The sequence below is a fragment of the Bacillus sp. ABP14 genome, assembly GCF_001831375.1.
Lineage (GTDB): Bacteria > Bacillota > Bacilli > Bacillales > Bacillaceae_G > Bacillus_A > Bacillus_A paranthracis.
Genome location: NZ_CP017016.1, coordinates 3126476 through 3145275 on the forward strand (window position 1 = coordinate 3126476; position 18800 = coordinate 3145275).

General features: G+C 34.0%; 21 protein-coding genes and 4 pseudogenes. 4 read left to right on the top strand and 21 right to left on the bottom strand.

Features of this window, described 5'->3' with window-relative positions:
* Nucleotides 1-230: 230 nt before the first annotated feature.
* Nucleotides 231-308: pseudogene (locus BGI23_RS27630) on the bottom strand (glucose-6-phosphate dehydrogenase); the annotation flags it as partial.
* Here BGI23_RS27630 and BGI23_RS27635 point away from each other — a divergent pair.
* Nucleotides 303-425, top strand: a pseudogene (locus tag BGI23_RS27635) (zinc-binding dehydrogenase); the annotation flags it as partial. The pseudogenes BGI23_RS27630 and BGI23_RS27635 overlap by 6 nt on opposite strands.
* A gap of 219 nt (nucleotides 426-644) precedes the next feature.
* Here BGI23_RS27635 and BGI23_RS16200 read toward each other — a convergent pair.
* From BGI23_RS16200 to spxA, 9 genes and pseudogenes are all read right to left on the bottom strand, one after another.
* Complete coding sequence (locus BGI23_RS16200) at nucleotides 645-1244, bottom strand: nitroreductase family protein (RefSeq protein WP_000158945.1); 600 nt, start codon at nucleotides 1242-1244, stop codon at nucleotides 645-647.
* Between the two features lie 483 nt (nucleotides 1245-1727).
* Nucleotides 1728-2237: a heme-degrading domain-containing protein gene (locus BGI23_RS16205; protein WP_138321501.1), complete on the bottom strand. Its 510-nt coding sequence runs from the start codon at nucleotides 2235-2237 to the stop codon at nucleotides 1728-1730.
* Nucleotides 2238-2479: 242 nt separating this feature from the next.
* Nucleotides 2480-2931 (bottom strand): annotated as a pseudogene (locus BGI23_RS16210) (STAS/SEC14 domain-containing protein).
* Between the two features lie 141 nt (nucleotides 2932-3072).
* Nucleotides 3073-4392, bottom strand: a complete 1320-nt coding sequence (locus tag BGI23_RS16215) for an aromatic amino acid transport family protein (protein WP_001014189.1) — start codon at nucleotides 4390-4392, stop codon at nucleotides 3073-3075.
* 1010 nt (nucleotides 4393-5402) lie between these two features.
* Nucleotides 5403-6086, bottom strand: coding sequence for a DUF3888 domain-containing protein (locus BGI23_RS16220; protein ID WP_070806559.1), 684 nt, complete (start codon nucleotides 6084-6086; stop codon nucleotides 5403-5405).
* Between the two features lie 94 nt (nucleotides 6087-6180).
* Nucleotides 6181-6516, bottom strand: coding sequence for an IDEAL domain-containing protein (locus tag BGI23_RS16225; protein WP_000987462.1), 336 nt, complete (start codon nucleotides 6514-6516; stop codon nucleotides 6181-6183).
* 127 nt (nucleotides 6517-6643) lie between these two features.
* Complete coding sequence (gene saiR / locus BGI23_RS16230) at nucleotides 6644-7057, bottom strand: Rrf2-family transcriptional regulator SaiR (RefSeq protein ID WP_000093220.1); 414 nt, start codon at nucleotides 7055-7057, stop codon at nucleotides 6644-6646.
* Nucleotides 7058-7217: 160 nt separating this feature from the next.
* Nucleotides 7218-7352 carry a BA3454 family stress response protein gene (locus tag BGI23_RS16235; RefSeq protein ID WP_000573532.1) on the bottom strand — a complete coding sequence of 45 codons (135 nt, stop codon included), beginning with the start codon at nucleotides 7350-7352 and terminating at the stop codon, nucleotides 7218-7220.
* Between the two features lie 47 nt (nucleotides 7353-7399).
* Nucleotides 7400-7795, bottom strand: coding sequence for a transcriptional regulator SpxA (gene spxA / locus BGI23_RS16240; protein ID WP_044793224.1), 396 nt, complete (start codon nucleotides 7793-7795; stop codon nucleotides 7400-7402).
* Between the two features lie 287 nt (nucleotides 7796-8082).
* Here spxA and BGI23_RS29065 point away from each other — a divergent pair.
* Nucleotides 8083-8148 (top strand): annotated as a pseudogene (locus BGI23_RS29065) (winged helix-turn-helix transcriptional regulator); the annotation flags it as partial.
* 120 nt (nucleotides 8149-8268) lie between these two features.
* Here the strand turns inward: BGI23_RS29065 and BGI23_RS16250 are convergent.
* Together BGI23_RS16250 and BGI23_RS16255 are read right to left on the bottom strand one after the other, a co-directional pair.
* Nucleotides 8269-9006, bottom strand: coding sequence for a GntR family transcriptional regulator (locus BGI23_RS16250; RefSeq protein WP_000146301.1), 738 nt, complete (start codon nucleotides 9004-9006; stop codon nucleotides 8269-8271).
* Nucleotides 9007-9038: 32 nt separating this feature from the next.
* Nucleotides 9039-10100, bottom strand: coding sequence for an oxidoreductase (locus BGI23_RS16255; protein WP_070806560.1), 1062 nt, complete (start codon nucleotides 10098-10100; stop codon nucleotides 9039-9041).
* Nucleotides 10101-10233: 133 nt separating this feature from the next.
* On the opposite strand from BGI23_RS16255, the gene BGI23_RS16260 reads away from it, so the two are divergent.
* Nucleotides 10234-10650, top strand: a complete 417-nt coding sequence (locus BGI23_RS16260; protein WP_070806561.1) for an SRPBCC family protein — start codon at nucleotides 10234-10236, stop codon at nucleotides 10648-10650.
* A 44-nt stretch (nucleotides 10651-10694) separates the two neighbouring features.
* Here the strand turns inward: BGI23_RS16260 and BGI23_RS16265 are convergent, their stop codons facing one another.
* From BGI23_RS16265 to BGI23_RS16280, 4 genes are read right to left on the bottom strand one after another with little or no spacing between them, the layout of a single operon-like run.
* Nucleotides 10695-11261 (bottom strand): SGNH/GDSL hydrolase family protein, encoded by a 567-nt coding sequence (locus BGI23_RS16265; RefSeq protein WP_070806562.1) that lies wholly within the window; start codon nucleotides 11259-11261, stop codon nucleotides 10695-10697.
* Nucleotides 11262-11278: 17 nt separating this feature from the next.
* On the bottom strand, nucleotides 11279-12106 hold the full coding sequence (locus BGI23_RS16270; protein ID WP_083322758.1) for an MBL fold metallo-hydrolase: 828 nt from the start codon (nucleotides 12104-12106) through the stop codon (nucleotides 11279-11281).
* Between the two features lie 26 nt (nucleotides 12107-12132).
* Nucleotides 12133-12690, bottom strand: coding sequence for a DUF7010 family protein (locus tag BGI23_RS16275; protein WP_070806564.1), 558 nt, complete (start codon nucleotides 12688-12690; stop codon nucleotides 12133-12135).
* A gap of 27 nt (nucleotides 12691-12717) precedes the next feature.
* On the bottom strand, nucleotides 12718-13566 hold the full coding sequence (locus BGI23_RS16280; RefSeq protein ID WP_070806565.1) for an aminoglycoside phosphotransferase family protein: 849 nt from the start codon (nucleotides 13564-13566) through the stop codon (nucleotides 12718-12720).
* A 175-nt stretch (nucleotides 13567-13741) separates the two neighbouring features.
* On the opposite strand from BGI23_RS16280, the gene BGI23_RS16285 reads away from it, so the two are divergent.
* Nucleotides 13742-13951 (top strand): hypothetical protein, encoded by a 210-nt coding sequence (locus BGI23_RS16285; RefSeq protein WP_000801653.1) that lies wholly within the window; start codon nucleotides 13742-13744, stop codon nucleotides 13949-13951.
* A 179-nt stretch (nucleotides 13952-14130) separates the two neighbouring features.
* On the opposite strand, the gene BGI23_RS16290 is transcribed toward BGI23_RS16285, so the two are convergent.
* The 5 genes from BGI23_RS16290 to BGI23_RS16310 all read right to left on the bottom strand — a co-directional run bounded on the left by BGI23_RS16290 (nucleotide 14131) and on the right by BGI23_RS16310 (nucleotide 18717).
* Entirely contained in the window at nucleotides 14131-15030 is a 900-nt protein-coding gene (locus tag BGI23_RS16290; protein WP_070806566.1) for a PhzF family phenazine biosynthesis isomerase, read from the bottom strand.
* An 11-nt stretch (nucleotides 15031-15041) separates the two neighbouring features.
* Nucleotides 15042-15818 carry a GNAT family N-acetyltransferase gene (locus BGI23_RS16295; RefSeq protein WP_070806567.1) on the bottom strand — a complete coding sequence of 259 codons (777 nt, stop codon included), beginning with the start codon at nucleotides 15816-15818 and terminating at the stop codon, nucleotides 15042-15044.
* Nucleotides 15815-16519, bottom strand: coding sequence for an SDR family NAD(P)-dependent oxidoreductase (locus tag BGI23_RS16300; protein WP_001264489.1), 705 nt, complete (start codon nucleotides 16517-16519; stop codon nucleotides 15815-15817). Before BGI23_RS16300 ends, BGI23_RS16295 begins: the two co-directional genes overlap by 4 nt.
* Entirely contained in the window at nucleotides 16516-17079 is a 564-nt protein-coding gene (locus BGI23_RS16305; protein ID WP_070806568.1) for a GNAT family N-acetyltransferase, read from the bottom strand. Before BGI23_RS16305 ends, BGI23_RS16300 begins: the two co-directional genes overlap by 4 nt.
* 144 nt (nucleotides 17080-17223) lie before the next feature.
* Nucleotides 17224-18717 (bottom strand): class I adenylate-forming enzyme family protein, encoded by a 1494-nt coding sequence (locus BGI23_RS16310; RefSeq protein WP_083322858.1) that lies wholly within the window; start codon nucleotides 18715-18717, stop codon nucleotides 17224-17226.
* Nucleotides 18718-18800: the final 83 nt, after the last annotated feature.

The window sequence follows — 18800 nt, forward strand, 5'->3', positions numbered from 1 at the left end:
TTTCTAATTGTCCCCAATATTAATAGTGGAAATTCAAAGCGTTTCTACCACGACTTACTTATTTATAATATTTTACGAAACAACATATATTTAATTACTTTTAGTAATTAAATAATATTATGTATAGTATATTAACCACATAAATTATTATCGTCAATAAAAATGTCTTACATTACATACTATTTATTTCGTAATACTTTTCTAAGTTTATCCTTAGTTACCACTCATTTTCAAAGATAATGATCGATATAAAAAATATCAGTTTCATCGAAATCTTCAATTAATTTTTCGTTAAACTCGTTAAAGGAAAACTTCGTCCATTGCTAGATTCGAAAACTTTCACGTTTGATGAAGTTGCACAAGCACACGAGTATTTGGAGTCGAATAATGCAATAGGTAAAATAGTGTTGAAAAATGTTTGGTAACTATAACTAGATAATATACATAATAATTTATGCTGTTTAGCTTATTAAGCGTAATGCGTAGATTAATTGTACAAATGTCAAACAAGGCGATCAAAAATGATCACCTTGTTCTTTTTAAAAATATAATAGTATTTTTCCGATTTCATCAATAGCATAGTCCTATCCCGAAAAAGAGCGAATAACTCTACTATAACTAAATTGTATTATTACATTTGAATATTACTTATGAAATTTCACACGTTCTTCAAGCGGTTGGAATTCTTTTTCACCTGGAGTAGCAGTTGGATTACCAAATGGCATTTGTGCAATTAGTTTCCAATTAGCAGGGACATTCCATTCTTGTTTTACCTCATCGTCAATTAATGGATTATAATGTTGTAAAGATGCCCCTAATCCCTCTGCTTCTAAACCTGTCCACACGACTAATTGGTGCATACCTGATGCTTGGTGTGACCAAATTGGGAAGTTTTCAGCATATGCAGCAAATTTCTCTTGAAGCGATTTAACGATAGCCTCATCTTCAAAGAATAGTACTGTTCCATAACCAGCTTTAAAGGAATCCATTTTTTGTTGCGTTCCTGAGAAATCTCCATCTCCAACTACTTTTCTTAATGTTTCAGTTGTAATATCCCATAATTTATTATGAGCTTCACCAAATAATACAACTAATCGCGCAGTTTGAGAATTGAAAGCTGATGGAGTATATTTCACAGCAAACTCCACGATTTCTTTAATTTTTTCATCTGATACTTGTACCTCTTTATTAATCCCATAGTAAGTACGTCTTTCTTTCAGTGCAGTATAGAAATCTTTTGTCATAATTCATTTCCTCCCAAGTTTTAATATTCTTCAAAATGATACATCTCGAAGATAATATGCGTTTAAATGAGTCCATTTTTAAATCATTGAACTCCATAACACCAATTGCCAGTCATTCTGAATCTAAACACACTACTTCCTTCGGTTGCTCTAAAAAATCTTATAACATCATTAATAAAATCTAGTGATCATTCGGTACTATTTTACCCATTCTCTATTCATGTATCCTGCGTGTTTCATATTTACACAAATATGAAATGTAGCTACTTTCCCCAAAAAATTTCCTCTTAATTTGGAACACCTTCAATTACAGAAATTTCGCAAACTTGAAAAAGATGATGTAATCCAAAGAACAGTGCATAATTCAAATACCACCTATAATAGAACCCTCTTAGCCGACTATAAGAAAAAATAATAAAAAGCCAAAAACGAACAATAATATGTTCATTCTTGGCTTTTACTTAACCATCACATTTACTTTTACTATTGCTTCAAATGATTTTTAACCGCTCTTACTACCAATTCGTGATCTTCTTCTGGTGGTAATCCTGAAACTGTTATCATTCCAATAACCCCTACGTTTTTTACTCTGATAGGAAAGCACCCACCAAACGCAGCATATTCCGAAGTATTTAAAAGATATTTTTCATTATATGAGATTCCAGTTATTTCACTTTGTATCTGCATATAATACGAGCTACGATCATGCAGGGAAACGACTCGTTTTTTACGCTCAATCCATTTCGTATTTTCCTCATTTGTCCCTGTCATCTTGAAATGAAATAATTGCACACCGTTTTTTGTTATATCAACAGCAATCACTTTACCCTCTTGCTTTGCTGTTTCAACGATAAATAAACCTAGTTGCAGTGCATCTTCATTTGTAAAAGAGGAAAATTGAAGTGTTTCCTCTTCTTTTAAAATTTGTTTACTTATTTCATTCAAATTTGAAGCGCTCATATCTTTATCCTCCTTAATCACTTTATGCCACATTCATATTTTTAAATTTATGTGACTCTATCGTACGACCTTTCAATATTACTAATAGCGTAAAGCGTATTCTCTTCTTCTTGGTGCTAATATGAATTATATTTAACGCATTAAAAATGTATGTCCTTTAGTACGAAACATTTCATATAGAAGTTTTCTACTTCCTTGATTCCGAGTGCAGAGACAACGAAAGCATTACATGCATAAAAAAACCAGTTGATTGAGCAACTGGTTCGCTAAAAGTGTCATATGGGATATTCATTCAACCAAACTACTGATTGTTCATAATCATCAAAAATTTTCACACATTCTTTTGTATTGGATTGTTGTAAATAATTCAGTATCTCCCCTTCTTCAAGGAGAAAGGCAATTGCCTTACTGTGATTCAAAATCGTTTCATTGAAAAATTTATCTTTCCATGCTTTTTGAACAGAAAAATGATCTGGCGTATATCCTTTTCTATCCACTAACAATTTGTATTTCCGTCCCTCGGAAATGAATTGCTGACATACCTGCTCGAAGTCATTAAACCATTCATAAACATCATCTGTTTTAATCTTGCCAATAAGACGGGTAACAATTATATCTCCTGAAACTGTTGTACTTATATTCGGCTTACTCAACTTGGAATCATCTCCCTTAGTTACAATTATGCGTAAAAATCTCATAAAATCAATAAGATAAAAATATTACGCAATAAAGCAACCTTTTGTACAAAAAGAGCCTATGTGAAAGATGACCTTTTATCACTCATTTAAAAAGGGACAAACTCTCCAAACGGAGAAGCCTGTCCCAAAATCGTTTTATTTTATTTTGTACTAGAACTAACAATCGTGAATTAGAATAATGACTTAATACTTGCTAAAACAGTAAGTACACCTACAATAATAACAAATACGTTACTCATTTTCCCTTTGTATTTAGCTAATACCGGTACTTTTTGAATCGCATACATCGGTAATAGACATAAGATAGCAGCAACTAAAGGACCGCTTAGAGAATCAATAAGTCCAAGAATACTTGGATTTGTATAAGCAACAAACCAGCATGATAATACAACGAAAGTAAGGATTATTGTCTTAATTGTTTTTTCTTCAATATCTTTTCCACGTGATTTACCAAACTTAATAATCATGTCACGCATTACTTCAAATGCTCCGATATAATGGCCAAGGAAAGACTTTGTAATAGCCACAAAAGCAATAATTGGAGCCGCAATCGTGATTACAGGCGAATTAAGCTCATTAGCAAGATATGAAAGAATTGATAAGTTTTGTTCTTTTGCCATTTTTATATCATCTGGAGTCAAGCTCAATGCGCTACTCCAAACGAAGAACATAACAACAGCGAATGTCATAATATAACAAACCTTTTGTATTTGCGCACATTTCGCATCAGTGGCTTCGATTCCATACGTAGCTCTCTGTTTCACAACAAATGATGAAATCATAGGTGAATGATTAAATGAGAATACGATGATTGGTAGAATCATCAATATCGTCCCAAAATAGCCTGTTCCTGTTGAAGCAGTTGAAACAGCTGAAAAACTAAGCATTGACGTATTCCACTGTGGAATTAAAGATATTGCGATAAACAGTAAAGAAACTATGAAAGGATACACTAACATACTCATTACCTTTACAGTAATATCTTGACCAAAATTCAGTATAGCGATAAGACCAAGAACTAATACAAGTGATAAAATAGCTCTTGGAGGTTCTGGCATATGCAATTGATGCACGATAAAACTACTTGCAGTGTTTGTAAGCGCAACCGAATACATTAGTACGATTGTATAAATTGAACCGAAATATACGATGTTAAAAATGATACTCGCTTTATTTCCGAAATACTCTCTAATTGTACCTGTGATCCCCTCATCAGCAGAATTAGAAGCGTATATCATTTTAGCAAGCGCCCTATGTGAGTAGTACATAACTGGATATGCAAGCAATGTAATTAGTAGTAAAGATAATAAACCACCTGAACCTGCATTAATCGGTAAAAAGAGCACCCCTGCTCCAATTGCAGTTCCAAATAGACTCAGTGCCCATGTAGTATCCTGCTTATGCCACTTTTTCGGATCTGCATATTGCTCATTTTTTCGTGCGGTATTTTCAGCTTGAACTTCTATTTTCTTTGCAGTATTCCCGTTCATATAATAACTCCCCCTTGTATCTATTCCTGCATCTCTCTTTGCACCTAACAAATATTCCCTTTCTGGAAAATGAATTCCTTACAAGTTGCCCCACATTGTATGTCCTTCATCATAATGAATCCAAATTGAAACATTCACTAATTAGCGTCCTAATATAATTGTTAGCGTTCACAAAAAAGTTTACTCGTAATATCCGCTCTTTATATAAAGACCCCTTAAGAGAACAATATGGAATAGACTTCATAAATACGTTGCAACATTTCTAATAACAGTGTATTACTTTAATGGTTTCTCTTTTTTACTTTTAACAGTAATTTTAGCTAAACCGGCCTCTCTTCATTTGCGAGGCGTTTCTTTCTCAATTCTATACATTACTTTCATAACTTCGGTAGCACTGATGATATTGCTTACACAAGCCACTGAAGCACATTACATACATTTCGCCTCAAATCACACACCTTTCTTACTAATAATCGCATTTTTTATATTTTCTCCAGAGATAATAAAATTTCTCTCGACGCCCTCATTATAACGTGTATATTTATAAAATTAATATTTTTATATTTTCAGAAATATTTAATAGGTATAATTTTATACGGATAATAATTTACAGTTAGCACGAAACCCTTATTCCTATCACTTAAAACTGAATGAATTAGCATAAAATACAATCATATATTACTTATTAAAGTTAGTCATTATAAAGATACTTACATTCTTCTTTGTTTTAAAAATTTATTTTAAACAAAAAAGATATTCTAACAAACAATTAATGTGGTTAAAAATAAATATCTCATTAAATATACAAACCAATTTTCAGGATATATATTATACCAATTGTATTGATATACATTTTTAGGAAAATACATATTTTAACTTGATGGTAACGAGAAAATCGCTAACATTTTGTAAAACCTAAACTAAGCGCAAAAATATAATAAGCTGCCCATATGGACAGCTTATTTACATAATAATCGTTATTAGGGGTGTACAAACAACTCAATGCAATATCATCTTAATTCTAGTTTTTTCAACTCTTCTTCAGGAATATCTCTATGTTTATACCGAATCGTTTTTACATCGTTTCCTTTTATACGAAAAGTAATTGTGTCCTCTCCATAAGGTGGATTATGCGCACCCTCAAAAGTTTGAATTTGAACAGTTACATAAAAAATATTGTTCGTTTTATCTGTTTTTATTTCAAGTATTTTTTCAGAACCTCGATACCAAAGTGTTGGTTCCTTATAATAGTTTTCAACTTCTTTACTTATTGGCTCTAATAAGAGATTCATGACTACTTCTTTTAAAAACTGTTTTGGTACAGGTATTCTGTTAATTTCCTTCCTTTTTACATCTATAATTCCCCAAAAATCACCACTCTTTTCAACAGTATAAAGAACATTCGTACCGTCTGCTTTCCAAAGATGAAAATAACCTTTATTTCCCTTAATATATAATCTTGGTTCATCAATCCACTCACCTTCTGTTTGAATTATCCCTAAAAACAGCTGAGTAAGTGGCGTTATCTTATAACCTAATTGATTAAAATCACCAAACGAATAAAGCTCATAACCGGTTAAATCTATGTCAAAGCTTTCATTTCTATTCTTTTCTATTTTTACAATTGCTTGAGCGGAAATACAGGGTAATAAAAAACTCAGAAAACATATGATGCTAATTATTTTTATTTTCATACCATCAATCACCTCTTTTATTAAAGTGCAACAAAAGAGATGATATTATTGCTTATTGCACGATTCAAACTATTAAAAGCCAATCATGTAATCTTTAAAACCCCTCGTTAACCAGCTCTTTTATCGAGTTTAATTTTGAAGAAAGCTCGATAAACCATTCTTCATCCCCCGTTAATAATGCAAGATCTATAAGATAGAGGATTTGTTCCTTATTTATTACCTTTGATTCAGGGAGTTTGTTAACGTGTTTACTAAAGAGTAAAATCGCTTCGTTTATTGTGTACTGGCCGTCACGTTTCACAATACTAACTGTAACTATATCCTCTACATCATCAAGTGATACAATATAACCAACTATTAATTCACCTTCATTTGATATTCCACGAACCCAATCTCCTACTTTTAAAACATGATTATTATTTGACATCATACTTTTTCACCTTCTTATAAATATTTTTTGTGCTGATAAAAAAGAAATAAAAACGAAATTAAACTGTAATATTTTTCATTACATTTAAATAGAAAGAACTTACGGCTCTATATAACAAGTAAGCCGCTTAACGTTCTTGATTGATAAGATCAACAACTTCTTTCATTGTATAGTTCTTTAAATATTTACCTAAATGTTCTTCCGCACCTAAGAAAATAGTGAACAGCACTTTTCGCATGTTTGAACCTACAATACATTGATCATTTGATTCTGGGCACTTAGGCTGCAACGCACCTTCAGAGGTTATTTGATAAATATGCCAAAGGTTAACTTCACTTAAATCTCGAGCGAAAATAAAACCGCCACCAGTCCCCTCTTTCGATTGTATAAACTTATGTTTTTTTAACAAACTTAGCACTTTGCGAATACGCACTGGGTGAACCCCCGCACTTTCTGAAATCGCATTACTTGTTGACATCCGGTCTGGCTGTAAAGCTAAATAAGTTAAACTGTGTATGGCCAAAGTAAAGTCGCTGCTCATTGTTTTCCTCCTACGATCAAAAATATTATTTCTCCTATATTAACATACTGTAGCCATAAATATTACAGATAGGTTAGTTGAACGTTAAAATATATAAGAACCACTTAGCATAAAGAAATAAATTCCTTAACTTTATTTAGCTTTTTAAATTAAAAATACATTAAACACTCCATTGTTTCTTCACTTGTTCTTCTGCCAATTGTTTAATTTTTGTCCATATCGTATCTTTACTTACAATAACATTTGTTTGATAATTTCTATCGTTATAATTGACTGTAACACATACTTCTATCATTTTCTGCTTCCTCCTTTCATACCACTTTCCCTAAAAAATATTACTTATTAATTAGCCAACTTTTGCAGTTCAATGTTTAAAAATGTTCGGACGCTACGTGGTAAAAATTTACGAATTTCTTCTTCGTTAAAACCAATTTGCAATCTTTTTTCGTCCAGCATAATTGGGCGACGTAACATTAGTGGATGCTCAATTATTAATGTATAAAATTCATTTAGCGAAAGCTCTTCTATATTTATATTTAAGTCTTGAAAAGTTTTGGATCTAGTTGAAATAATTTCAGTAGCACCCTCTTCTGTTAAACGAAGAATGGACTTAAGTTCATCCACTGTCATAGAATTGGATACGATGTTTTTTTCAGTATAATCAATTTGATTCTCCTCCAGCCATGCTTTCGCTTTTCGACATGAAGCACAGCTTGCTGTTGTATATAAAACCACCATATTTCACTCACTCCTTTAATGTTCTTTATAAAATGTACACTTTAAATATCGTTTATTGAAATGTATTAAAAAAAATTACAGTTTAGAATCAAATTCACGTAATGTTAGTTATTCGGCAATGTTTCGTTTATTTTTACTACTCGTTTCTTTGCATGCTTCTTTTATAAAATAGTTGAAACTACATTTTACAGATGATGATAACTCACTTCTTAAATCTATACTGTAATTTTAAACCTTACAGTTCTATTAATCAAATGTTAAGTCTTGGATTAATTAATCATTTTTTGTTAGAGTATTCTTTAACAGATTACGGTTCATCTTTAGGAGCCATACTTGATTCGCTCTGCACTTAGGGAGAAGTTCATCTTGAAAAAACGGGAATACGTCCATGCTTATTACAGCTGAATAATAATTATTCCTATCATATTAAAGACAGAAAATAGGTTGAAGCAATACGTGCCCCAACCTATTTTTTATGCCTCTTTATAACTTTTTGCGGTAATGACTGTTTCGAATTCAAAAGTTTCCGGCAGATGGTCAGCGTAAGAGTATTCAAAAGTTCGTCCATCGGTTAAATAGGCCACTTGTTCAACTCTCATTAGGAAATCTTGATTTGTTAAGTTCATAAACTGCCTTTCTTTATCATCTGGACGAACTCCTTTGACCCTAACAACGGATGTTCCCACTTCAAGACCAAGTTTATTTTGAATGTGCGAGTAGATCGATCCCTCTAAAACTGAAACTTCAACACCCGGTATGACCGAAATAGGCATCCATGTATGCTCCATAATCGTTGGAATACTGTGAATGATGCGGAGGCGGATGATTTTATATACAAAATCTTCTACTGAAATGCCCAATTTTTCAGCAATAATTTCATCGGCACCGACAATCGTAAACTCAATAATTTTACTTTCTACCTCGCTACCATAAACAGCTTTTGTACCTGTTAAAGTTTGAATCATTCGTGCTTTTTCCTGTTGACGCCAATCTTGAACGACAGTTCCACTTCCGCGCCGGCGAATGATGTAGCCGTCTCTCACTAACAGATCCAGCGCTTTTTTTATGGTAAGGACAGAAACATCGAATTCTTCAGCAAGGACGGGGCTACTTGGAATTTTTTCGTTAATTTTATATTCGCCGTCTAAAATTTGCTGTTTCATTTTTTGATAAATGCCGAGGTATTTTACTTGAGTTGATCCGCTTGCCATTTCCATACCTCCTTTATGCTGTATTCCCTCTTCTATTCATTCAAGTTTAAAGCCTCAAGTTTATAAATTGAAGGTGAAGGTGCAGCAAATCCGTTTTCTAAGATTTCAATATTCGTTACTGCTTCTTCATCTTTCACAAGCTTTGGTGCACCATTTACGATTGTTTCATACGCTGCATCATAGAAGCGACCGTAATCACCAAGCGGCGTTTTAATTTGTTTTTCAATCCAATCACCGTTTGCATTTCGATATTTCGCAATTCCATAGTACATCGGCGAATCTTCACCAAATCCTGCACTCTCAGGCATAATACCCGCTTTCAAATCATTTTCCTGCTGATCTTCACCGTATTTAATAAACGATCCATTTGTTCCATGAACGATAAAGCGCGGATAATCTTTTGCTACAACATGGTTCGTTTTCAGTTTAATTTTCAGCTGATTTCCGTAATGTAGACCAACATCGAAATAATTATCAACCGCACCTTCCACTTCATTATTACGAATATCGTATGTCACCGTATCTGGACGGCCAAACAATGAAATAATACGGTCCATCGTATGAATACCTAAACTGTAAAATGAACCTTCTTCTTTCGGACCTTCGTGATTGATGGAACCCGGACGGAAATAATCAATATGTGATTCAATCTCGACAATATCACCAAGGAATCCTTGTTCCACAACTTGCTTCACCGCTAAAAAATCACCATCAAAACGGCGGTTTTGATAAGGCATAACTACTACACCTTTTTCTCGCCCTAAAGCTAACAATTCTTTCGCATGTTCTACTGTATCGCAAAATGGTTTTTCAACGATAACTGATTTTCCAGCAAGTATAACTTTTTTCGCTAATTCGTAATGCGTATGTGCTGGCGTACAGACCGTCACCACTTGAATGTCTTTATCATTCAACAATTCGTCCAAATTAGTAGTGAAACTAACACCTTTTTCCTCATATGGAGCTGCTAATTCTTCATTTATTTGACGTACAAAAATCGTTTTTATTTTTATATTATTACGTGTGTTTACATAAGGTAAGTGATAGCGGTTAGCTGATTTTCCAAATCCAATAAAGCCCATTGTTAATGTCATGTTCTTCAACTTCCTTGCTCATAAATTTTCGTTTCTATATTTATTATATAGTTTAGTTATAAAAAGTATATAGTTTTAATTTATAAATTATATACTAAATAAAAAATTTAGGTTAAAAAGGAGCATAACAAATATGGCACACACTACTACATCTATGGAAATTTTCGGTTCACCTGAACAAGTATGGCAATTAATTGGAGGATTCAACTCCCTTCCAGACTGGTTACCTTATATACCTAGCAGTAAATTAACTGAAGGCGGTCGTGTACGTCACCTAGCTAATCCAGATGGTGATACGATTATAGAACGTTTAGAAGTATTCAATGAGAAAGAACGATATTACACGTATTCAATCATGAATGCTCCATTTCCAGTCACTAATTATCTATCTACAATCCAGGTGAAAGAAGGTACTGAAAGTAATACATCTTTAGTAGAGTGGTCTGGTACGTTCACTCCTGTTGAGGTTAGTGATGAAGAGGCAATAAATCTGTTTCATGGTATTTACAGTGATGGACTGAAAGCATTGCAACAAGCATTTCTAGATTGAGCTGTTAAAAACAATGAAAAGCAAAGCGATATCGCTTTGCTTTTTTATAAAATCCCTTTTAACTTTTCACCAATCAACTTCGCTACATACTCATAGCCTTCTATCCCAAAGTGCAAACCATCTTTTTCATCATTTTCTACAAACCTTTTATAATTCCGTTCCTGAATCATTTCGGCGTACAAATTTAGAAAATAGCTTCCTGTTTCTTTCGCCACTTTCTCTACCACGTCTGCATACTGACCGAGCACTTTATTTGTTCTATTGTGCTGTCTTTCCTCATCAACTGGCGCGGGACTAATAAGCAGTACTTTATCTGACGAAATCCGCTTCACAATCTTCTCTAAGTTTTCTTTATATACTTGTAATGATCCTTGTGAAAAAGAAACTGCATCATTCGTGCCAAGAAAAACTGTTACGAAATCTGGTTTATGTGATAATACATCTTCTTCAATTCTATGTAACGCATCGAACGTATTATCACCCGGAACCCCCGCATTTACCACCTTCCAATTCGGAAACATCTCTTGCAAACGCGGTGTTAACCTCGGCGTTCCATCAAAAAACGTTTCATCAGCTGTAATACTATCACCGAAGCATACTAACGTATTCATAAAGTCTAACTCTCCTTTTACGTATGAAATAACTTTCCTTCTACCGCCTTCATATATCTTTCAGCAGAACGTTCCACTGCCTCATTTGCATTTTCTTTTACTACACGATGAAAAGCATTGTATAAACGATTAAATTGTAACGGCTTTACTCGATTCACCATTTCTTCCACTTTTCTCGCTGGTAATGGAATTAAGTTTGGATAGCTGTACATAAAGCTTACCCATCGCTCATCTGCTACAACTTGTATAATATCGCCTGTTAACAAAATTCCTTTTCCGTCATTACCTTCTTCCCAATGTAAGACAGATCCTCCTTTAAAATGACCACCTAAACGATGAATGACCAATCCATCCGCTAATTGTAAAGACTCACCAGACCAATAAATAATACGACTACTCGGGCGCATCACCCACTCTTTATCATCTTCATGTATGTAAATTGGTACATCAAATGTCTCTGCCCATTCTACTTGCGTTGAATAATAATGAGGATGAGACAATGCAATCGCATCTAATCCGCCAAGCTCTTTTATTTTCGTAATTGTCATTTCATCTAAATAAGTAATGCAGTCCCACAGTAAACGATATGACTCTGTTTTCACTACATATGCCGTTTGACCGATCGCAAACCCTGGTTTTGTCGTAATACTATAAAGCTCATTTTCCTCTTCGATTATTTCATTTTTATATGTATCACCTGTTTGTAAGCTTTCTAGCGTCGTCCAAGACTGTCCTTTCGGATTCACATATTGCCTTTCTTCATCACAAATATGACAACTCACCGGTTCTTCTACACTCGCTGCATACTGCACGCCACACGTTGTACAAACAAAATTTTTCATCATAATTTCCCCTATCCCTAAATTTTTTATTAAGCTGATTTTTGCTGATACTGATTTGCTTTTTTGTTTTCAATTAATAAACTGATAAAAGTAAGTAAATAAACAACGCTAACTGATAATGGAATAACAGTAAATCCTTTTTCCGCAAAAAGAATCCCGCAAACTGACGTTACGAATACAGTCCCTACTGATAATAAACCGTAACTTTTACTTTCGTAAATCCATACGTACGGGATAAAATGAACACCTATTAACATCGCTACTACAAAAGGTAACCATTCTGGAAATTGAAAATAGGCAAGTAATACAAGTGGAATATTCAATACATTTATCCCACCAATTAATCCTGCCAAAACCCCTAACGGATTTCCTTTCGCAAACATATCAATTTTCAATATAGCAGCTATCATTAATCCAAAAGGAAACACACATCCCATACCGATTAAATATACCCACACCACTTGTTTTTCAGAAAGAACAAAGCCCGCTATACTCATAACTATCCAAAATAAAACACCAGCTAATATAATTGGCAAGCCTCTCTTCGTTTTTATTGCTAAATCCTTTTTCGCTTCTGAAACATTCATTTCACAATCTCCCCCAAAATATTTGTACTATAAAGTCACCTCAACCTCGCCCATCCAATAACGCCAAGCTACTAAATAATCTTCTAAATCTTTCGGGTGATGTCTTAAACACGTATCTATACGCAAATATAAGCCTATGACTATTTCTTCATATAAATTACGGTCTTTTTTATGAAACACACACTGTTTCATCGCATAATCAATCGTTTCTTTCGTTAAATCTTCCGGGGTTGAACAGAACGCATAAATTAAATCGTATATAGGATCTCCTAACACTGGAAAAGGATCAATTACACCATGTAGCATATTTCCTTGAAATATAAAATTATGAAACCCAAGATCACCATGCAGTAAAAATGGATGATTTATTCCAGTCCCTCTATTTGGGCTATTTGCTAACTTAAGAACTGTTCTATACTCTTCCTCACTTATGTAACGTCTTACATTTTCATAAGCTTCCATCACATTTTTCGTTAAAAATGCACTCCAAGATTGAACCGGACTTTCTTTCCATCCCCAGCCATCTATACGTGAAACTATTTCATACTTATTAATAACTTCTTTTACAAGAGTACTAAGCGTAATTCGTTTATGTCCTCGTCCGCACGAAGTACTACCTTCAAGGAAAGAATACACAATATATGTATGTAAAGGCTCTTTATACAAAAGCTTTGCAAACAAAGTATTTGCTTCATAAAAAGAAAGAAAATAAGCTTCTTCACGTATTACTTCCGCTTCATTCAGCTTTACAACGTATTTTTCGTCCAACAAATACACAGTACTTGTCGTTCCTCCGTTTAATACTTTTATGCTATTTGGATAATATGAAATAACTTTCTCCTTAACTAGTTGTGCAGCGATTACTGAAATGTCCATTCCCTCACCCTTTAATCCCGAAGATTCCCTCAATTCAAAAGACAACTTTACTATTATTTGACAAACAAATAGGAAACCCCTTCCAAAATCATAATATAACAAAAATTCATTCACTTTTACATTTCAAAAATAAGGAAATACTAACAACAACGTTACATACATATAGGAGGACAATATGAAACCTGAATTTTTAAAAGCTGTACATGATGCAATCGGAAATGTCGAACACATTCATATAGAAGAAAGCGGTGCCGACAGCTTACTTATCCATCATGATGATGCACAGCAGTTACAACAAGTCGCTAAAACGCTAGAAAATAACAATTTCCGCTCTGCTTTAAGAACAACTGGAGATGCTTCGTATATTGAAGTATTGAACAGATAGTGAAAGTCCGGATGTATGCCGGGCTTTCTTTTTTGTCCCGCATTAACGGGCAGTAAGACCCTCACCTCAAAATTCAACGGAAGCAAAGAAGTTAGGTGGGGGATCAACTGCCCGTAAAAGCCCGATTGGTTCAACTAATAATCAGTGGGGATGCCCCACCCACTGATTAAAGTTTCACTTTATATTGAAACTTCAAATTCTTTCACATACACCGCTGTTCCAGCAATATCAATTTGTAAATTCGCATTCCCTTCAACTTTCGTTACATACACCGTTACACGACCATCTTTATGTATTTCCTGTCCTTGTTCAACAATTAACTCCATTTCATGGTCAAAATCTTTTTCCAAATACATCGCATAATACGCCCCCATTACACCTGAAGCTGTTCCTGTCACTGGATCTTCTATCGTTCCAGCATAAGCCGATGAGAAATGACGTCCATGCATTTGTGCTAATTCATCATAAGTTTCTAGACAAATTGGGTGAATAGAAGCGTTAGGTATTTCTTTTAATACTGATGGAAACATCTCATTGTTAGGCTTCATTCTCTCACACGCATCTAGATTTTTAATCGGTACAATTACAGTCCAATTACCCGTACTTCCATATACAATCGGTAAACTTACATCTAAATCATTTACTTCTAAACCAATACTACGAGCTAATTCTTCTTTTGAACCTGCAAAATCTTTAAACTGAGGTGCTGCCTGCCTCATTTTAATAAAAGTTTCTCCATTTTCATTTACACCTATTTGTATCGGTAAAATCCCAGCCTTCGTTTCAATCGTAAGGTTACTTTTCTCTTCTAATAAACCTCTTTCACGCAAGGCAAATATTGTCCCAACTGTCCCATGACCACATAAATCCATTTCAAAACCAGGTGTAAAAAAGCGCATTCTTATATGTGCTACTTCTGAAGAAAGAACAAAAGTTGTTTCGTTAAATCCAATTTTTTCAGCAATACGCTGCATTTCCTCTTCTGTTAATCCATCTGCATCTAATACAATACCTGCTGGATTCCCCATATTCGGTTTATTCGTAAATGCGTCATAATGAAATACGTTTATAGTCTTCATTTTCTTTTCCCCTAACCCTCATTAAAAATTTTATAATAAAGCTCTATCTCCGTTTTCAACGAACAATTATTTCTCCAAAATATCCCCTGCATCTTTTCATTTGATGTATGTGTGCTCCCAATATAATACGTAGCCCCCATTTCTTTTAACATATGTAAACATTGAAGATGTAGTTGGGAAGCTACTCCTTTCCCGCGATAATAAGGCATTACTCCAAAATAAAATAACCGTCCTTCACTTACTGTTCCAGGTTCTATATGCGGTATGGACATACCAATTGGCTCATTTTTATTATAAAAAACAATGCATGACTTCTCCCATCCCTTACCTAACTCTGTTTGCACTGAATAAAAATGCTCATCGATAGTTAAAATTGAAGTTTGATTCCCTGAACCCGACATACATTGTTCCCAAATATATTTAAAATCTTTTTCCGATAACGTTCCTTCTGCTATTGATCGATATGTATATTGTCTTTGAAGCTCTTCTACATTGTTCAATTCTCTACATACTTCTATCTTTGCGGCATACAAAGAAAAACCGGCATCAAGTAACACTTTTGCGCTTGAGTTATGACTACTAAACCTTTTGTTTAATACAATACTTGCTCTTTTTAACTCCCAATTAAAACAAACCTCTTCAAATCTACTTATCTTTTCTTTATATGTTTGTACGTTATACAAAACATCTTCTTCTATTTCTTCAATCGTTACTGCCTTTGGTAAGCCATTTAATACTTTTTTAGAAGGGCCAAACAGATTCTGAATGATTGCAAGATCGTATATCACCACTTTATTTCACCTACACCTGGCTCAATAAACTGCCCTGAAACATCCTCATTTGAATCTGTTACCCAATCATATATATTTTTTGCTCCTTCAGCCGGGGTCATATTCGCATCAAAAGCACCAATTTCAGTCTTTAATTTTCCAGGATGAATGGCAGTTACACTTATTCCTTTATTCTCAAACTCTTGTTGTAAGCAGAGTGTTAGCATATTTTGTGCAGCTTTAGCAATTCGATATGAATATGAGAAATGGCCTTGCGGAAACTCTTTGTTCGCCATTTTATGCAATGAACCTAACCGAGAGGACACATTTATGATTCTCGGATGATCCGATTTAGCTAAAGCCACATATGTACCTTTTACAGCTCGAATTACACCTAAGCAATGAATATTAAATAAGTCCGTTAACTCTTCTGAATTCGTATGTAAAACCTCAGTCTCCTTTCCAGTAATTCCTGCGTTATTTATAACTAGATCAATATACTCTGTATATTCCTCAAGCTGTTTCTTAATTTGTTCTGTACTCTCATCAGCCGATAAGTCTGCTAATATAGGAAAACATCTACAACTAAACATTTGCTTCAATTGCGTTACCGCAACCTCAGTTTTAACTAATGGATAAACAATATGTCCATTTTCATGAAACACTTTTACTAACTGTAACCCTAATCCACGATTTCCACCTGTAATTAGAACTCTCATATATTCATCTCCTTATTTTTAAAATAAATAAGAAAATCCATCCACTTACCATTCTCTAATGAAAACGCCTCTCTCTTGCATTCAAATGAAAAGCCTGTTCTTTCCGCAAGACGTACTGATGGCTCATTATCAACACGTATATGTAATTCGATTCTATGAAAATGAAGATGATTAAAAAATAACGATACTGCAGCTTTCACACTTTCCATGCCATATCCATTTTTCCAGTATTGATTATGTATGGAATATCCCATCATTGCCCACTGATAATCCATACGTAAAATTTTAATCAGCTCTAGCTTACCAATATTAGCTCCGTCTTCTTTACGAAAAATACCTAATACGTACATCTCATCTCGATGTGCTGCTTCATCAAAGCCTCTAATCCATTCCGTGAACCATTCTTTCGTTGATGATGCCATAACTTGATAACCATCGTCATATTTATACTGCGATGGTAACCTCTTATGAAATCCGTCTAACCAACTTTCATAATCATTATTTTGGAACGGACGGATCATCAGTCTCTCTGTCTCTACCTGTAATAGCGGTAGCTTCATTTACATCTCTTCCCTTAATTAATATTTGAATATTCTTTATTATCTTACACAAAATACAAAATCTAGTAAATTATTATGTTTTGATAGACAAAAACCCAGTCATGCTTTATACATAACTGGGTTCTTCATCGTTTAATAACATTTTTATTTCACAAGAACTACATCCCTTAATTCCCTCTTCAACACTTTCCCTAAAGCGTTTTTCGGTAATTCTTCTACGAATACCACTTCTGGAATTTTGTAACTTGCTAATTTCTCCTTACAATACTGAATAATACTTTCTTCTGTTACTGTTGTTTCGCCATCCTTCACAATGTAAGCTCTTGGAACCTCTCCCCAAAAGTCATCTGGCACTCCAACTACTGCAACTTCTAAAACACCATGTATTTCATGAATAACATCTTCTACTTGGTCTGGATATACGTTGTCACCACCACGTATAATAACGTCTTTATATCTTCCCATAATATGCAGGAATCCGTCGTCATCTATCATACCTGCATCACCCATGTTAAACCAATTATCTTTTACTACCTTCTTTGTCGCCTTTTCATTATTCCAATACCCTTTAAACATGTATGGACTTCTTACATGAATCTCTCCCACTTCATTTGTTGTTAGTTCATCACCTGTTTCTGGATGAACAATTTTCACCTCTACATTTTTCAAGGTTTTTCCTACAGAAGACATCTTTTCTTTTCCCATCATTGGATGCCATGATGTTACAACCCAACCTTCTGTACTACCATAGCCTTGCACCATATAGATTCCTTTTTCCATATATTTTTGGATGAGTGTTTCTGGCACTTTTGTTCCACCGCTTTGTGCTACTTTAAAAGTAGAAATGTTACGTTCTTTTTTATTTAGTTCATCAAGCATATAGCTATAAACAGCTGGGAATGCAAGCATCGTAGTAATTTTCTCTTCTTCAATCTTATCCCAAATAAGAGCAGGATTCGAATCAGCTAAGAAGATCATCGTAACACCATGATAAATACAATTTAAAATAGAAAGCACACCACTCATATGAAACAATGGATGCACGGATAAAAAGCGTTCACCTGCTGGAATTTCTCTTTGTCCCGCAATCTCTGCAAAATAGTGATGTAAGTTTTTATGTCCAATTACACATGCTTTTGCCTGTCCAGTCGTTCCCGAAGTAAATAAGTAAATGGCATCATCCTCTTCATGCACTTCTACGTTCGGTTCTATCGTTGGTTGTTTTTGCAACTCTAATTCAAATGAACCAAAGCCTTCTTTTGTCGTTTGAATTACATAAGGAATTTCTTTAACAGCATCAACCTTTAATAACACTTCACTAAATTCTTCATCAATAACTAACACTTTTAATTTCGCTTCTTGTACAATCGTTTCTAATTCATAAACAGTAAGCTGATGATTTAGCGGAATACATACCGCTCCAATTTTTAAACTTGCCATCATAACACTTGGAAACGGGTGATTATTTTTGCATAGTATTCCTATACGATCTCCTCTTTGCACACCATTATGTAACAAATAGTGTGCAAGCTGATTTACTCGTTCATTATACTGTTGAAACGAATATCTTTTCTCTCCCCCTACAAGCGCTTCCAAATTTGGTGATTGCATTGCTCTTTTTTGTAATAATTTTTGCATCGTTCTCAAGTAAAACTCCCCTTTATATATGTTAGGTTTTTTATTTTACCAGATTAACTATTAATTTACTAAAGATTACACTT

Excerpts from the sequence above, each read along its gene's own strand:
- saiR (WP_000093220.1), bottom strand. The coding sequence starts at position 7,057 with ATGAGCAGCGACTTTACTTTGGCCATACACAGTTTAACTTATTTAGCT.
- BGI23_RS16280 (WP_070806565.1), bottom strand. The coding sequence starts at position 13,566 with ATGGACATTTCAGTAATCGCTGCACAACTAGTTAAGGAGAAAGTTATT.
- BGI23_RS16235 (WP_000573532.1), bottom strand. The coding sequence starts at position 7,352 with ATGATAGAAGTATGTGTTACAGTCAATTATAACGATAGAAATTATCAA.
- BGI23_RS16310 (WP_083322858.1), bottom strand. The coding sequence starts at position 18,717 with ATGCAAAAATTATTACAAAAAAGAGCAATGCAATCACCAAATTTGGAA.
- spxA (WP_044793224.1), bottom strand. The coding sequence starts at position 7,795 with ATGGTGGTTTTATATACAACAGCAAGCTGTGCTTCATGTCGAAAAGCG.
- BGI23_RS16255 (WP_070806560.1), bottom strand. The coding sequence starts at position 10,100 with ATGACATTAACAATGGGCTTTATTGGATTTGGAAAATCAGCTAACCGC.
- BGI23_RS16225 (WP_000987462.1), bottom strand. The coding sequence starts at position 6,516 with ATGATGTCAAATAATAATCATGTTTTAAAAGTAGGAGATTGGGTTCGT.
- BGI23_RS16205 (WP_138321501.1), bottom strand. The coding sequence starts at position 2,237 with ATGTGGCATAAAGTGATTAAGGAGGATAAAGATATGAGCGCTTCAAAT.
- BGI23_RS16215 (WP_001014189.1), bottom strand. The coding sequence starts at position 4,392 with ATGAACGGGAATACTGCAAAGAAAATAGAAGTTCAAGCTGAAAATACC.
- BGI23_RS16305 (WP_070806568.1), bottom strand. The coding sequence starts at position 17,079 with ATGAAGCTACCGCTATTACAGGTAGAGACAGAGAGACTGATGATCCGT.
- BGI23_RS16250 (WP_000146301.1), bottom strand. The coding sequence starts at position 9,006 with ATGGCAAGCGGATCAACTCAAGTAAAATACCTCGGCATTTATCAAAAA.
- BGI23_RS16290 (WP_070806566.1), bottom strand. The coding sequence starts at position 15,030 with ATGAAGACTATAAACGTATTTCATTATGACGCATTTACGAATAAACCG.
- BGI23_RS16200 (WP_000158945.1), bottom strand. The coding sequence starts at position 1,244 with ATGACAAAAGATTTCTATACTGCACTGAAAGAAAGACGTACTTACTAT.
- BGI23_RS16260 (WP_070806561.1), top strand. The coding sequence starts at position 10,234 with ATGGCACACACTACTACATCTATGGAAATTTTCGGTTCACCTGAACAA.
- BGI23_RS16220 (WP_070806559.1), bottom strand. The coding sequence starts at position 6,086 with ATGAAAATAAAAATAATTAGCATCATATGTTTTCTGAGTTTTTTATTA.
- BGI23_RS16270 (WP_083322758.1), bottom strand. The coding sequence starts at position 12,106 with ATGATGAAAAATTTTGTTTGTACAACGTGTGGCGTGCAGTATGCAGCG.
- BGI23_RS16300 (WP_001264489.1), bottom strand. The coding sequence starts at position 16,519 with ATGAGAGTTCTAATTACAGGTGGAAATCGTGGATTAGGGTTACAGTTA.
- BGI23_RS16285 (WP_000801653.1), top strand. The coding sequence starts at position 13,742 with ATGAAACCTGAATTTTTAAAAGCTGTACATGATGCAATCGGAAATGTC.
- BGI23_RS16275 (WP_070806564.1), bottom strand. The coding sequence starts at position 12,690 with ATGAATGTTTCAGAAGCGAAAAAGGATTTAGCAATAAAAACGAAGAGA.
- BGI23_RS16265 (WP_070806562.1), bottom strand. The coding sequence starts at position 11,261 with ATGAATACGTTAGTATGCTTCGGTGATAGTATTACAGCTGATGAAACG.